Source organism: Lysobacter sp. CA199 (assembly GCF_052078715.1).
Lineage (GTDB): Bacteria > Pseudomonadota > Gammaproteobacteria > Xanthomonadales > Xanthomonadaceae > Lysobacter.
In genome coordinates, this window is record NZ_JBQJIL010000002.1 from 304,086 (window position 1) to 317,414 (window position 13,329).

The following is a 13,329-nucleotide window of genomic DNA, read 5'->3' on the forward strand; positions in this document are numbered from 1 at the left end:
GATTCTGATGAACCGATATGTTTCCAACGACGGCGCGCCGGCCGATGCCGGCCGTCGCCGTTTCGTCGCCGGCCTCGCCGCCGGCGGCGCCATCGCCGGCAGCGGTCTGTGGCGCGGCGCGCACGCCGCGCCGGCCATGGCCCAAGCCCCGCAAGTTCTCAGCGGCACCGAGTTCGACCTGTCGATCGGGCAGACCCTGGCCAACTTCACCGGCCGCGTGCGGCCCTCGATCACGGTCAACGGCAGCCTGCCTGCGCCGGTCCTGCGTTGGCGCGAAGGCGACACGGTGACCCTGCGCGTGGCCAATCGCCTGCGCGAGGGCATGAGCTCGATCCATTGGCACGGGCTGATCCTGCCGGCCAACATGGACGGCGTGCCCGGACTGAGCTTCGACGGCATCCGCCCGGGCGAGAGCTACCTCTATCGCTTCCGCGTGGGCCAGTCGGGCACCTACTGGTATCACAGCCATTCGCTGTTCCAGGAGCAGGCCGGTCTGTACGGCGCGATCGTGATCGACCCGCGCGAGCCCGCGCCATTCCACTACGATCGCGAACACGTGATGCTGTTGTCGGACTGGACCGACGTCGATCCGGCCGCGCTGTTCCGCCGGCTCAAGAAGATGTCGAGCTACGACAACTACTACAAGCGCACGGTCGGCGATTTCCTGCGCGATGCGCGCGAAGACGGCCTGGCGCGGGCCCTGCGCGACCGCGGCGAATGGGGGCGGATGCGCATGACCCCGACCGATCTGTCCGACGTCAACGCGCACACCTACACCTATCTGCTCAACGGCGCCACGCCCGCGGCCAACTGGACCGGCCTGTTCCGGCCGGGCGAAAAGGTGTTGCTGCGTTTCATCAACGGCTCGGCGATGACGTATTTCGATGTGCGCATTCCTGGTCTGAAGATGACCGTGGTCGCCGCCGACGGCCAGTACATCCATCCGGTCAGCGTCGACGAGTTCCGCATCGCGGTGGCCGAAACCTTCGACGTGCTGGTCGAACCCTCCGGCCAGGACGCCTACACCGTCTTCGCCCAGGACAACGCCCGTACCGGTTATGTGCGCGGCACCCTGGCGGTGCGCGAAGGCTTGCAGGCCGAGGTGCCGCGCAACGATCCGCGGCCGCTGCTGACCATGGACGACATGGGCCACGGCGGCATGGACCAGGCCGGTCACGACATGTCGAAGATGCAAGGCATGAAGGGCATGGAAGGCGGTTGCGGCGCGAACATGGGCGGCATGGATCATTCCGCGCAGGCACCGGCCGGCGCGATGGCCGGCATGGATCATTCGGCGTTGGCGAAAACACCGGCGACCGGCGATCCGCGCCTGATCGACATGCGCGCGATGGCCACCTCGGCCAGGCTCGACGACCCGGGCATCGGCCTGCGCGACAACGGCCGCAAGGTGCTGACCTACGCCGACCTGCGCAGCTTGTTCGACGATCCGGACGGACGCGAACCCGGCCGCGAGATCGAACTGCACCTGACCGGCCACATGGAGAAATTCGCCTGGTCCTTCGACGGCCAGAAGTTCATGGGCGCCGAGCCGATTCGGCTGACCTACGGCGAACGCCTGCGCATCGTGCTGGTCAACGACACGATGATGACCCATCCCATCCACCTGCACGGCCTGTGGAGCGATCTGGAGAACGAACAAGGCGAGTTCCAGGTGCGCAAGCACACCATCGACATGCCGCCGGGAACCCGACGCAGCTATCGCGTGCGCGCCGACGCTCTGGGGCGCTGGGCCTATCACTGCCATCTGCTCTACCACATGGAAGCCGGCATGATGCGCGAAGTGAGGGTGGAGGAATGAAGACCCTGTCCAACCTCCCCCGCTCCACGCTCGCGTTGGGCCTGTTGCTGAGCGGCGCCGCACAGGCGCAGAGCCACGATCACCGCGCGCATGAGGCGGCGGCGCAAACCTCGCAATCGGCGGCAGCCGTCGATCATTCGAAAATGGATCACTCGGACATGAGCGATTCGGGTCCGGCGACGCAGGCCGATGCGAACATGGACCACTCGGGCATGGACCATTCGAAGATGGATCATTCGAACATGGGCCCTTCGGCGCCGCCGGCGACGGTCGATCATTCGAAGATGGTTCACCCGCCGGAAGCGCAATCGCAGGCGCCGACCGCGCCGCGCGAACCGATCCCGGCGCCGACCCAAGCCGATCGCGCCGCGGCGTTTCCGCCGCTGTCGCACCACATGCAGCACGCGTCCGAGCTCAACCACTACGTCTTGTTCAATCGCCTGGAAGCGGTCGAAGCCGAGCACGGCGGCGCTCAGGCCTGGGAAGGCCAGGCCTGGATCGGCAACGACACCGACCGGCTGTGGCTGCGCAGCGAAGGCGAACGCGAACGCGGACGCACCGAGTCGGCCGATCTGGAGGCTTTGTACGGCCGCGCGATCTCGCCGTGGTGGGATCTGGTGGTCGGCGCCAAGCACGATTTCCGCCCGCGGCGTTCGCAAACCTGGGCCGCGATCGGCGTGCAGGGCATGTCGCCGTACAAGTTCGAAGTCGCCGCGACCGCCTATGTCGGCCCGTCCGGACGCAGCGCGCTGAACTTCGAAGCCGAGTACGAACTGCTGTTGACCAACCGCCTGATCCTGCAGCCGCTGATCGAAGTCGAAGTGTCGGGCAAACAGGACCCGCGGCGCGGCGTCGGTTCGGGACTGAGCACGCTCGAGGCGGGCCTGCGCCTGCGTTACGAAATCACCCGCCGGTTCGCGCCCTACCTCGGCATCAGCCGCGAGCGCGCGTTCGGCGGCACGGCGGACTATCGCCGCGACGAAGGCGAGGGTATCGACGATACCCGCTGGGTCGCCGGTGTACGCGTGTGGTTCTGATCGATCCTCAGAGGTAGCCATGAACAACATGAAATGCAATACGTTGCGGCTCGCCGCCGCGACGCTGGCGGCGTTCGCCCTGGGCGCGGGCGCGCTGTGGTGGGGCGCGTACGACGTCGGCGCCGATGCACCGCATACCCGGCCGGTGTATGCCTTGCTCGAATTCGCGCGCGAGCGCTCGGTCGCGGTGCGCGCGGACGCGATCGAGGTGCCCGCACTCGAGGACGAACGGCGCATCCGCAATGGCGCGGGCAACTACCAGGCCATGTGCGCGGGCTGCCATCTCGCGCCCGGCATGACGCAGACCGAGCTGTCGCGCGGTCTCTACCCCGCGCCGCCCGATCTTTCCAAGCACACGGTCGAAGCGGCGCAGGCATTCTGGACGATCAAGCACGGGATCAAGGCCTCGGGCATGCCGGCCTGGGGGCCGAGCATGGGCGATGCGCATTTGTGGGATCTGGTCGCATTCGTGGGCAAATTGCCGAGCCTGGACGCGGCCCGATACCGCGATCTGGTCGCGCGCAGCGGCGGCCATTCGCACGGCGGCGGCGAAACCCATAGCGATGGCGAAGAGGATCATTCGCCGATGCCGGCCCCGGCACCCGATCCGGCCGCGACCGACGCCCATCCCAGCCCGCCATCGGCTCAGGGCGACCCCTCGCACGCCGCATCGCCGCCGCATGCGCATGCTCACGACCAAGCCGCGTCGCCACCACCGCAAGCCGAGCACGCAGGGCACGAGCACCGCCACTGACCCGCCCAGACGACCGCGCGGCCCGGCCCCGGCCCGAGAACCCGGCCTCATTTCGGGGTCGATTACCGGGCCGATCACCAGGCGCGATTCGGTCGCCCCGGCATGAACGCCGGCGTGGGTTTGGCCGCAACGGCCGACACGCTATGATGGCCCCGAAAACGTTCCGGCACAGCCGAGGAAGCACCATGTCGATCAATTCCAAGGCCCGCCGCGACGCCAAGAAACGCAAGCTGGCCAAGGCCCGCAACGCGCCGCTGCCGGGAGGCACCCGGATCGAGCCCCATGCCGAGCTGCGCGACGCGCACGGCCGCCTGCTGGGCGGAATCGTGCGTCGCGAGGGCGAGTGGACCCTGGGCCTGGGCGGGCGCATCGTCGGCGGTTCGGAAAGCGCGGCGCGGGTGCTGGCGCTGCTCGAACGCGCCGCCACCCTGCACCGCCGCGAGGGCCGCGAGGTCAGCCTGGGCTGTTCCAGTGCCCTGCGCAGCGCGGCGCAGACCGAAGTCGCCGAGCGCGGGCTGAGCTTCGAGCAGTTCCAGCAGGAACTGGAAAAAGAACTGGCGATCGATCCGTTGCCCGGGCTCAACGTGGTTCAGGACGTCAGCGAAGTCCGCCACTGATCCGAGCGCGGCCGCGTCCGTGCCTCGCGGCCGGCCGCGCAATCACTCCACGACGACGCCGCGCCGGTTCTGCTAGGCGCATGCGCACTTTGCCCCGTCCCGCGTGGATCTGAAAAGCGGCTATCCCTATTGGGCGATCCGCAACGGCCTGATGCATGCGTTCCCGCGACTGGAGCGCGATCTGCGCTGCGAGGTCGCGGTCGTCGGCGGCGGCATCAGCGGCGCGCTGATCGCCGACGAACTGGCCGCGCACGGTCTGGATGTGGCGGTGATCGAACAACGCGACATCGGCTGGGGCAGCACCGCCGCCAGCACCGCCCTGCTGCAATACGAAATCGATACCCATCTGCTGGACCTGAGCCGGCAGTACGGCGAACGTCCCGCGGCGATGGCGTACTGCGCCTGCGCCGAGGCGATCGGCGATCTGCGCGCGGTCGCGCGCGATTTGCGCGACGTGGATTTTCGCGATCAATCCAGTCTGTACTACGCCAGCAAGCCGGCTCACGTGCCGGTGCTGCGCGAGGAAGCCGCGCTGCGCGCCCGTCACGGCCTGCGTCTGCGCTGGCTGGATGCGGCGACACTGGCCGACGAATACGGCCTGCGCGCGCCCGGCGCGATCCTCAGCGAATGCGCGGCCTCGGTCGACCCGTACCGCATGACCTCGCGCCTGCTGGCGCGCTTGCGCCGGCGCGGCGCGCAGGTGTTCGATCGCAGCCGGATCGAGTCGATGACCACCACCACGCGCTCGGTCGAACTGCGCAGCAGCGAAGGCGTGCGCGTGCGCGCCGACCATGCGGTGATCGCCGCGGGCTACGCCGGACAGCGCTGGATCGACCGGCGCCTGGCGCGCAATCGCAGCAGCTATGCGTTCGTGACCGATCCATTGCCGGCGGAGGAATTGCAGGCGCTGCGCGAAACCATGGTCTGGGAGTCGGCGCGTCCGTATCTGTATCTGCGCAGTACCGGCGACGGCCGCCTGGTGGTCGGCGGCTGCGACGATGCGATCGATATCCCGGCCCGCCGCGACCGTCGGGTCGAATCGCGCGCGCGCAAGCTGACCGAACAAGTTGCCCGTCGCATCGCGCGCCTGCGCTTGCAGCCGGCCTTCGCCTGGGCCGGCACTTTCGCCGAAACCGCCGACGGCCTGCCCTGGTTCGGGCCGCATCCGCAGTACGGGCCACGCGTGCAATTCGCTATGGCCTACGGCGGCAACGGCATCACCTACAGCATGATCGGCGCCGGATTGCTGCGCGCGCGGATCGAGCGGCGCAAGCATCCGCTGACGCGTTTGTTCTCGTTCAAACGCTTGCGCCGCTAGCGCCCGCCCGGACCCCGCGCGGCGCAAACCCGGAACCGAGCCGCCGGCGAATCAACGCGCTTGCAAGGCCCGCTGCAGGCGTTCTTGCAAGGCCTGCAACTGCGCGTCGAACGCCGCGACCTGCGCCTGCAGTTCGCTCAGCGGCTGGCTCAGCAGCCGCGCTTCCAACTGCTGGCCGGACTGGGCGATGGCGGCGTCGTACAAAGCCACGCTGCCGACCGCGCGATGCACCGCGGCGGCGACCGCGGCGCCACTGCCGGAGGCGAGCGTCTGAGCCAGGCGCTCGCGATCGTTCGGCAGTTCGCTGAGCAATAACGGCAACACCGCGCGCAAGGCCTGCGGAATTGCGCCGGGCTCGTCGATCGCCGGCGCTTCGGTCGCATCCTCGATCGCGGTTACCCGCCCGGGCAGCCAGTGCTTGAGCGTCTCGTCGAGCTCGGACAACTGCACCGGCTTGATCAGATAAGCGTCCATCCCGGCGGCCAGACACAGATCGACCTGCTCCGGCAGCGCGCTGGCGGTGATCGCGACGATCGGAAGCCGCGTCTGGCCGAACTTGCGTTTGTCCGCGCGAATCTCGCGAGCCAGGGTATAGCCGTCCATCAACGGCATCTGGCAGTCGGTCAGCAACAGATCGTAGCGGCCGTGTTCGAGCGCCACCAGCGCCGAGCGGCCGTCGTTACACAGATCGCAGGCATAACCGAGTTGCCGCAATTGCCGATGGATCAGTTCGCGATTGACCGTATTGTCTTCCACCACCAGGATCCGCGCGTCGCTCGACACCGGCGGCGGCCGCAGCGGATCGCGGCGGCCGCCCGCCCGACTCTCGCCGGTCGGATCGCGCGCCCAGGCGCAGGCGCGCAGCACATGCAGATGCAACAGCGGATTGGCGTCGATGACGTAGTCGGCGGCTTCGGCTGTGCCGGGCATGCGCACCACCCGCACCGTATCGGCGACATCGCCGTCGGCGAAGCGCAGATCGGCCGCTTCCGAGCGTCCGACCGAATGGCCCATCGCCAGCAGCAACTGGCGCAACGCATCGGCGCGGCGCTCGTCGCTGAAATCGATCGCCACGCGCAGTCCCGCGATTTCCACGCTCGGCGCATCGGTGCGGCCCAGTGGCATGGTCGCCACCACCCGGGTCCCCTCGCCCACGGCGCTGTCGATGCGGATCGTGCCGCCCATCAATTCGACCAGGCTGCGGCAGATCGACAGCCCCAAGCCGGTTCCGCCGAACCGGTGCGAGGTGGTGTCGTCGGCCTGATGGAACGGCTCGAACACCCGCGCGACCTGCTCGGGCGACATCCCGATACCGGTGTCGCCGGCTTCGATGCTCAACCATGCCGTCTCCTCGTCTGTGCCGGCCGGGTCTGTGCCGGCCGGCCCGGGTTCGAGCCTGAGATCGAGCCACACGCCGCCGCTTTCTGTGAATTTGACCGCGTTGCCGAGCAGGTTCAATAGCACTTGCCGCAACCGCATCGCGTCGCCCAAGTAGAAGCGATCCACCGCCGCATCCACGCGCACGTCCAGGCGCAGCGCTTTCTTGCGGCAGATCGTCGCCGCGTGCATGGCCACCGCGTCGGCGAGCACGCGCGGTTGCAACCGCGCGTGCTCGATGCGCAGATGGCCGGCTTCGATCTTGGACACGTCGAGAATGTCGTCGAGGATATTCTGCAACGCCCGCGCGGAATCCCGCACATGGCCGAGCAGCACGTATTGATCGTCGTCCAACGGCGACTGGCCGAGCAGTTCCAGCATGCCGACCATGCCGCCCATCGGCGTGCGGATCTCGTGACTCATGCTGGCCAGGAAGCTCGACTTGGCCCGGGTCGCCGTCTCGGCCTGCTCCTTGGCCGTTTCCAGCGCCGCGGCCTGGGCGTGGGCGTGGGTCACATCGACGAAGTAGCCGGTATAGCCGGCGTCGTCCTGATTCTCGCCGGCTTGCGGCTGACGCGGCAGCGCGTTGACTCTGACCCAGCGCTCGCCGCCGTCGTCGCTGGACACGCGGAAGTCGGCATTGATCTCGCTCTCCGAACGCGCGGCCTTCGAGATGGCTTCGACCACGCCGGCGCGATCGTCGCGATGGATGCGCGAGAACAGCGCCATCGCATCGCCGACGATGCGTTCGGCACCGATACCGAACAGCAACTCCGGCCGCCCGGTCAGATACGGAAACCGGACTTGGCCGTCGGCGCCGCGCTGGGCCTTGAACACCACCCCGGGCAGGTTGCCGGCGACTTCGCGCAACTTGCTGTCGGCCGCTTCGCGACGGCGCGATTCCTGGCGCAGGCGCAGGTAACCGGCGGCGATCGCGCCGATCACCAGCAGCGCCACCGCCATGATCGCGATCACCTTGCTCCAGGCCACGCCGTAGTTGTATTTGGCGCTGATCCAGTGGTTGTGGATGCGCTGGCGTTCGGCTTCCGACACGGTCGCCAATTGCTGATCGATCGTCGCCATCAGCGGGGCCAGGCGCCGGTCGGCGACGAAAGCGAGCTCCTCGTCCAAGCCCGCGGGCGCGATCTGCAAGGCGTTGGATTTGTACTGCGCGTTGATGACCCGGTCGATCATCGCCAGATTGCCCACATGCGCGTCGACCTTGCCGGCGATCAGCAGCTTTAGACCCTCGGCGTTGCTGTTCACCGCGACCAGATTGACGTCCGGCGCGACCTTGAGCGCCGCGCGGCCGGTCAGATGCAGATGGGTGACCGACACCCGCTTGCCGGCCAGGCCCTCCAGCCCGATCACGGTGCGATCGTCGTGACGGGTCACGATCACCACCGGTATGCGCTCGACCGGCTGGCTGTAAACCCAGTGCGCGCCGGGCAGACTGCCGACCGGCAACACCGCAAGATCGGCCGCGCCGGTGGTCAGCGCGCTGGCCATGGCCTTGAAGCCGTTGCCGATCACCGGCTGGAACTGCAGGCCGAGTCGGTCTTCGATGAGGTGCGCGTAATCGGGCAGGACGCCGACCGCGCTGCCGTCCTCGTCGCGCGAGGACATCGGCGCGGCGTTGTCGCTCATGGCCATGCGCAACTTGGGCAGCGTGCTCAGTCATTCGCGCTGCGCCACGGTCAGTTCGTTGCCGGGCCGGGGATTGAGCAGGTCGGTGCCGAGCCAGCGTTCGCGCAGTTCCGCCAGCACGGCCGGATCGCGCTTGATCTGCTCATCGATGAAGTTCAGCAGCGCCAGTTGCGCATGCGGCGCGGCGTAGAGCATGAACATGTCGCGCTGCTGCATGGTCGGCGGCAGTTGCGCGGTCGACAGCATCTCCAGATGCGGATAGTCGCCATGGCGCAGGTACCAGTCGATCACGTACGGCGCTTCGAAGAACACGTCGGCCTGGCCCTGTTCGAGCATGCGCAGCGCCTGCACGTTGTCGTCGACGGGAATCAGCTCGACCTGCGGGTAACGCTTGCGGTCGCGGATGTGTTCGATCATTCCGCGCGGCACCGCCAGACGCATGCGCTTGAGGTTGTGCTCGCTGAGCAGGCGCGCATCGTCCTTGCGCTTGACCGCGTACATCGACATTTGCAGGATCGGATCGCTGTAGACCAAGCAGCGCGTGCGTTGAGGCGTCAGCAGCAAGTTCGCGGCCAAATCGACCCGGCCCTCGCACAACAGCTTGAGGGTTTCCACCGTCGATGAAGTGCGCACGAACTGCAGTTGGATGCCGCGCCGCTTCAAGATCCGTTCGACCAGTTCGACGCTGAAACCGCGGGCCTGTCCGCCGTTGTAGTCGGTGAACGGCAAGGTCTGCCAGTCCGGCACCGCCATGCGCACCCGCTTGGGCAACGCGGGCGCAGCGTCGCGACTGCGCGGCGACGCGGCCGGCACGCCGCTCGCGACGGCGGCGGCCGGGTCGGTAGCCGGACCGGTGGGCTCAGGCGGAGCCGATACCGCCTCGACGCCGACCGGGGACGGCGTTTGCGCCGCGGCTTCCTGCGCCGGTTCGGCGTCGGTGGACACCGCGGCATCGGATTCCTGCGGCGTCGGCGAGGCCGCTGCCGCGCCCGCCATCAGCGCCAACGCGGTCGCCATGGCGATACAGCGCAGGCCCATCAGTCGTTCGCGCGCATGCGCGCAAGCCCAACGCCACGAGACGACGACGGCCGGAGCGATGGCGCCCATGCGTTTCACCCCTCGCTCAGGACAGCAGACCTTGGGAACGCGCGTAGCCGTAGATTTCCAGATCGTTCTTGAGGCCGAGCTTGAGCATCGCATCGGTCTTCTGCCGGCTGATGGTCTGCTTGCTGCGATGCAGTTGCGCGGCGATCTGCGAGACGCTGTGGCCGGCGGCGAACAAACGCAGTACATCGGTTTCGCGAGGCGACAGCGCGAGTTGGCCGCGTTCGCCTGCCTGGCGGCCGTCCAGATCCAGCAGTCCGCGCAGGGCTTCGCCGTAATACGTGCGGCCATGGGCGACCGTGCGTACCGCTTGCGGCAGTTCGGTGGCCGCGGCGGCTTTATCCAGCAGCCCGTTGACCCCGGCGTCGACGATGGCGCGCAACACCGGCACGTTGCCGATCATGGTCAGCACGATCACCGGCAATTGCGGGTGCCGCCGCCGGATCTGGCCGAGCAGGGTCAGCCCGTCGCCGCCACGGCTGCCGGGCATGGAAAAGTCGGTGATCAGCAGGTCCACCGGCGTGACCGCCAGCAGGCTCAACAACTCGTCGCCGTTGGCCGCTTCTGCGACCACTTGCCAAGCTTCGCTGGGCCCGCAGGCCGATTCGAGCAAAGCGCGCACGCCGGCGCGCACCACCGGATGATCATCGGAGAGAGCGATGCGTAGGCTCATGCCATCGATACCAGAATCCTCAGCCGCCATTGGTTCCTTAGTGGGCATTACTATCACAATGCGGACGCCGCACATCCACTACTAAGGTCTCAACCGTCGCGGCCGCGCACAACCAAGGTGCCGTCTCCTCGCGACTCCAGCCACCGTCGACAATGACTGCGCACGCGGCATCAAGTTGCGTACTGCGCGAATTCGGTAACGACTATGCGGCATGACCATGGGGCCGCATGCGGCCCCATCGCTGATCTGCCTGTTCCCAGCTTCGAGCGATGTGCCCGGAGCGCAAACGTCAGGAACGCACCGGCACCAAAGTGATTTCGACGCGGCGATTCTGCGCGCGCCCGGCGTCGGTGTCGTTGCTGGCGATCGGCCGGGTTTTGCCGGCGCCGGTGAGGATGAAACGATCGCGCATCAGGCCCTTGGTCATCAGGTAATTGCCGACGCTGGCCGCGCGCTGTTCGGACAGACGCTGATTGACCGCGTCGGTACCGATGCTGTCGGTGTGGCCTGCGACCTCAACGATAGTCTGGTTGTACTCGGTCAGCGTGCTGGCGACGTTGTCGAGCACCGAATAGAACTGCGGTTCCAGGTTGGCGCTGTTGAAGGCGAAGGTGATGTTGCTGGGCATGTTGAGGGTGATGTTGTCGCCCTGGCGGACCACGTCCACGCCGGTGCCGGCCATGCGTTCGCGCAAGGCGCGTTCCTGGCGGTCCTGGTAGTTGCCGATCGCGCCGCCGGCCAGGCCGCCCACGCCGGCGCCGATCAAGGCGCGCTGGCGGCGTTCGGTGGCGTCGTCGCCGCTCAGCAGACCGGCCGCCACGCCGGCCAGCGCGCCGATCAGGGCGCCCTTCTGGGTGCGGCTCATGCCGCCTTGCTGCGGCGGCGGCGGGTTCTGGCCCTGCGGATACTGATTGTTGGGATAAGGCTGTTGCTGGCCACCGTAATAACCGCCTCCGCCGGTGGCGCAACCGGCGAGCAGCGCGGTCATGGCCGCGGCCGCGAGGGCGAGTTTGAGTTGGGTCTTCATGGGGAGTCCTCGTCTGTGTGGCGGAGCGCACACAAGCTAATCACGCCGCCGTTGGCGGCGAGTGATGAGGATCGGCGCCTGTTCAGGCGAGGGAAAGCCGGGAATCGGAATCGGAACTTGGACTCGCAACCCGCGTATTTTCCTATCGTCATTCCCGCGAAGGCGGGAATCCAGTGACTTCAGTCGTTCTCGCATGAAAGGCCCTGGATTCCCGCCTTCGCGGGAATGACGGTAGGAAAGTACACTCTATGCGAATCCCGAATCCCGAATCCCGAATCCCGAATCCCGAATCCCGAATCCCGAATCCAATCCAATCCAATCCAGTATCCGAATCGCGAGTCCGAATCCCCAATCCCAGCTTTCAAGCCATCAACGCATCCGCCCCTTCGGCATCCAGCGTCACATCCCAACTGCCCATCAGCGCCAGATACAGCAGTTTGTCGAACTCGCCGCCGAAGCGGCTGATGACTTCGTCCGGATCGGGGATGAGCTTGCCGTCGGCGATCAGGCCGAAATGAACCCGGCCGTTGTAGCTGAGGATCGAAATGCCCACGCCGATCGAGCCGGTTTGCGGCACCCAGAACATCATCTCGTCCAGACGGCAACCGGCCAGGTACAGCGGTTGCTGCGGGCCGGGTACGTTGGTCGCCACCGCAGTGGCCTTGCGGCTGAACAACTCCAGCGCCAGTCCTTGCACCTGCGCGGGCGCCATGCCGAGTGCGGCCAAAAGCCCAAATGCAACAATGGCTTGCCGTGAATTTTTAAGATTATTCATGCATTCGGCGACGCGTTCGACCCGGCGGATCGGGTTGGACTCGCCGACCGGCAGGTCCAGAAACACCAGGCCGAAGTGGTTGCCGAGCTTGCGCGCATGCTCCAGCGGACGCAGGTTGACCGGCACGGTCGCGCGCAGGGTCAGGCCGTCGACCTGGTCGCCGCGCTCGATCATGTAGCTGCGCAGCGCGCCGGCCGCGGTCGCCATCAGCACGTCGTTGACGGTACAGTCGCAGGCGCGTCCGACCGCCTTGACCTCTTCCAGGTCCAGCGGTTCGGCCCAGGCCACGCGTTTGGACACGCCGAGTTTGCCGCGCAACATCGAAGGCGGATCGTCCGACAGTGACAGCGCATGCAGCAGTTCGCGCGCGATCTCTCCGCCCTCCTTGGCCAGCATCGCGGCCAGGGTCGGATCGCGGTACATCTCCATGCCCTTCTCGATCGCGCGGCTGCCGAGCTTCATGTAGCGATCGACCGCGCCGACCCGGCGCGCCACCTCGACGCCGTCCTGCTTGAGCCAGGCATGCGGCAGATCGCTGCCCTTGGCCGGCTGCGCGGTGGTGTCGGTCAGCGACAACAGCACCTGGACCAGGGCGATGCCGTCGGCATAGCTGTGGTGGATGCGCGCGATCAGCGCCGAGCCGCCGTTGTAGCGTTCGACCAAATGGAATTGCCACAGCGGCCGGCTCGCATCGAGCGGGCTCGATGCGAGCTGACTCACCAGGCGCTCCAGGGCGCGCTTGCCGCCGCGGCCCGGCAACGCGGTGTGCTGGACGTGCCAGTCCAGATCCAGATCTTCGTCGGTCTGCCAGTACGCGCCCGCCGCGGTGTCGACCGCCTTCTGGCGGAACCGGCCGTAGGCCAGGAAGCGTTGTTTGATGACCCGCTTGAGCGCGTCGACCGACATCGATTCGGCGAACATCAGCACGCCGGTGATCATCATCGGATTGGTCGGACGCTCCATCCGCAACCAGGCCGTATCGACCCGCGACATCGGTTCGCGGCGCGCGCGCTTGCGCTGTGTTGCACCCGGTTCTGCCTTGGCCATGCGCCCTCCCAAGCGTGTGGGTCGAGTGAATCACGCGGCCGCGGGCCGGTCAACGCGAAGAGAGGGGAATGGGGAAGTGGGAACGGGGAATGGATGGATGATTCGTCGCGCTCGGCTCTGCGGTTGCTTGCGTG

Annotated in this window: 10 protein-coding genes; 5 read left to right on the forward strand and 5 right to left on the reverse strand. The window is 67.4% G+C overall.

Annotated features, from left to right (window positions below):
• Positions 1-7: 7 nt before the first annotated feature.
• The 5 genes from ACTOWJ_RS04050 (at position 8) to ACTOWJ_RS04070 (ending at position 5,545) form a co-directional block, all read left to right on the forward strand.
• Positions 8-1,819: a copper resistance system multicopper oxidase gene (locus tag ACTOWJ_RS04050; RefSeq protein ID WP_441333311.1), complete on the forward strand. Its 1,812-nt coding sequence runs from the start codon at positions 8-10 to the stop codon at positions 1,817-1,819.
• Positions 1,816-2,856 carry a copper resistance protein B gene (locus ACTOWJ_RS04055; protein WP_441333312.1) on the forward strand — a complete coding sequence of 347 codons (1,041 nt, stop codon included), beginning with the start codon at positions 1,816-1,818 and terminating at the stop codon, positions 2,854-2,856. Before ACTOWJ_RS04050 ends, ACTOWJ_RS04055 begins: the two co-directional genes overlap by 4 nt.
• Before the next feature lie 19 nt (positions 2,857-2,875).
• Positions 2,876-3,610, forward strand: coding sequence for a c-type cytochrome (locus ACTOWJ_RS04060; RefSeq protein ID WP_441333313.1), 735 nt, complete (start codon positions 2,876-2,878; stop codon positions 3,608-3,610).
• A gap of 185 nt (positions 3,611-3,795) precedes the next feature.
• On the forward strand, positions 3,796-4,227 hold the full coding sequence (locus ACTOWJ_RS04065; RefSeq protein ID WP_441333314.1) for a hypothetical protein: 432 nt from the start codon (positions 3,796-3,798) through the stop codon (positions 4,225-4,227).
• Positions 4,228-4,330: 103 nt separating this feature from the next.
• The gene (locus ACTOWJ_RS04070) at positions 4,331-5,545 is read left to right on the forward strand and encodes an NAD(P)/FAD-dependent oxidoreductase (RefSeq protein WP_441333315.1); all 1,215 of its coding nucleotides are present in this window, start codon (positions 4,331-4,333) and stop codon (positions 5,543-5,545) included.
• 51 nt (positions 5,546-5,596) lie between these two features.
• Here ACTOWJ_RS04070 and ACTOWJ_RS04075 read toward each other — a convergent pair whose 3' ends face one another.
• The 5 genes from ACTOWJ_RS04075 to ACTOWJ_RS04095 all read right to left on the reverse strand — a co-directional run bounded on the left by ACTOWJ_RS04075 (position 5,597) and on the right by ACTOWJ_RS04095 (position 13,195).
• The gene (locus tag ACTOWJ_RS04075) at positions 5,597-8,569 is read right to left on the reverse strand and encodes an ATP-binding protein (protein WP_441333316.1); all 2,973 of its coding nucleotides are present in this window, start codon (positions 8,567-8,569) and stop codon (positions 5,597-5,599) included.
• A 30-nt stretch (positions 8,570-8,599) separates the two neighbouring features.
• Complete coding sequence (locus ACTOWJ_RS04080) at positions 8,600-9,676, reverse strand: transporter substrate-binding domain-containing protein (protein ID WP_441333317.1); 1,077 nt, start codon at positions 9,674-9,676, stop codon at positions 8,600-8,602.
• 16 nt (positions 9,677-9,692) lie between these two features.
• Positions 9,693-10,346, reverse strand: a complete 654-nt coding sequence (locus tag ACTOWJ_RS04085) for a response regulator (protein ID WP_441333318.1) — start codon at positions 10,344-10,346, stop codon at positions 9,693-9,695.
• A 289-nt stretch (positions 10,347-10,635) separates the two neighbouring features.
• Positions 10,636-11,373, reverse strand: a complete 738-nt coding sequence (locus tag ACTOWJ_RS04090) for an OmpA family protein (RefSeq protein ID WP_441333319.1) — start codon at positions 11,371-11,373, stop codon at positions 10,636-10,638.
• A 361-nt stretch (positions 11,374-11,734) separates the two neighbouring features.
• Positions 11,735-13,195, reverse strand: coding sequence for a WS/DGAT/MGAT family O-acyltransferase (locus tag ACTOWJ_RS04095; RefSeq protein ID WP_441333320.1), 1,461 nt, complete (start codon positions 13,193-13,195; stop codon positions 11,735-11,737).
• Positions 13,196-13,329 lie beyond the last annotated feature (134 nt).

Excerpts from the sequence above, each read along its gene's own strand:
- ACTOWJ_RS04050 (WP_441333311.1), top strand. The coding sequence starts at position 8 with ATGAACCGATATGTTTCCAACGACGGCGCGCCGGCCGATGCCGGCCGT.
- ACTOWJ_RS04065 (WP_441333314.1), top strand. The coding sequence starts at position 3,796 with ATGTCGATCAATTCCAAGGCCCGCCGCGACGCCAAGAAACGCAAGCTG.
- ACTOWJ_RS04085 (WP_441333318.1), bottom strand. The coding sequence starts at position 10,346 with ATGAGCCTACGCATCGCTCTCTCCGATGATCATCCGGTGGTGCGCGCC.
- ACTOWJ_RS04095 (WP_441333320.1), bottom strand. The coding sequence starts at position 13,195 with ATGGCCAAGGCAGAACCGGGTGCAACACAGCGCAAGCGCGCGCGCCGC.
- ACTOWJ_RS04080 (WP_441333317.1), bottom strand. The coding sequence starts at position 9,676 with ATGGGCGCCATCGCTCCGGCCGTCGTCGTCTCGTGGCGTTGGGCTTGC.
- ACTOWJ_RS04090 (WP_441333319.1), bottom strand. The coding sequence starts at position 11,373 with ATGAAGACCCAACTCAAACTCGCCCTCGCGGCCGCGGCCATGACCGCG.
- ACTOWJ_RS04060 (WP_441333313.1), top strand. The coding sequence starts at position 2,876 with ATGAACAACATGAAATGCAATACGTTGCGGCTCGCCGCCGCGACGCTG.
- ACTOWJ_RS04075 (WP_441333316.1), bottom strand. The coding sequence starts at position 8,569 with ATGAGCGACAACGCCGCGCCGATGTCCTCGCGCGACGAGGACGGCAGC.
- ACTOWJ_RS04055 (WP_441333312.1), top strand. The coding sequence starts at position 1,816 with ATGAAGACCCTGTCCAACCTCCCCCGCTCCACGCTCGCGTTGGGCCTG.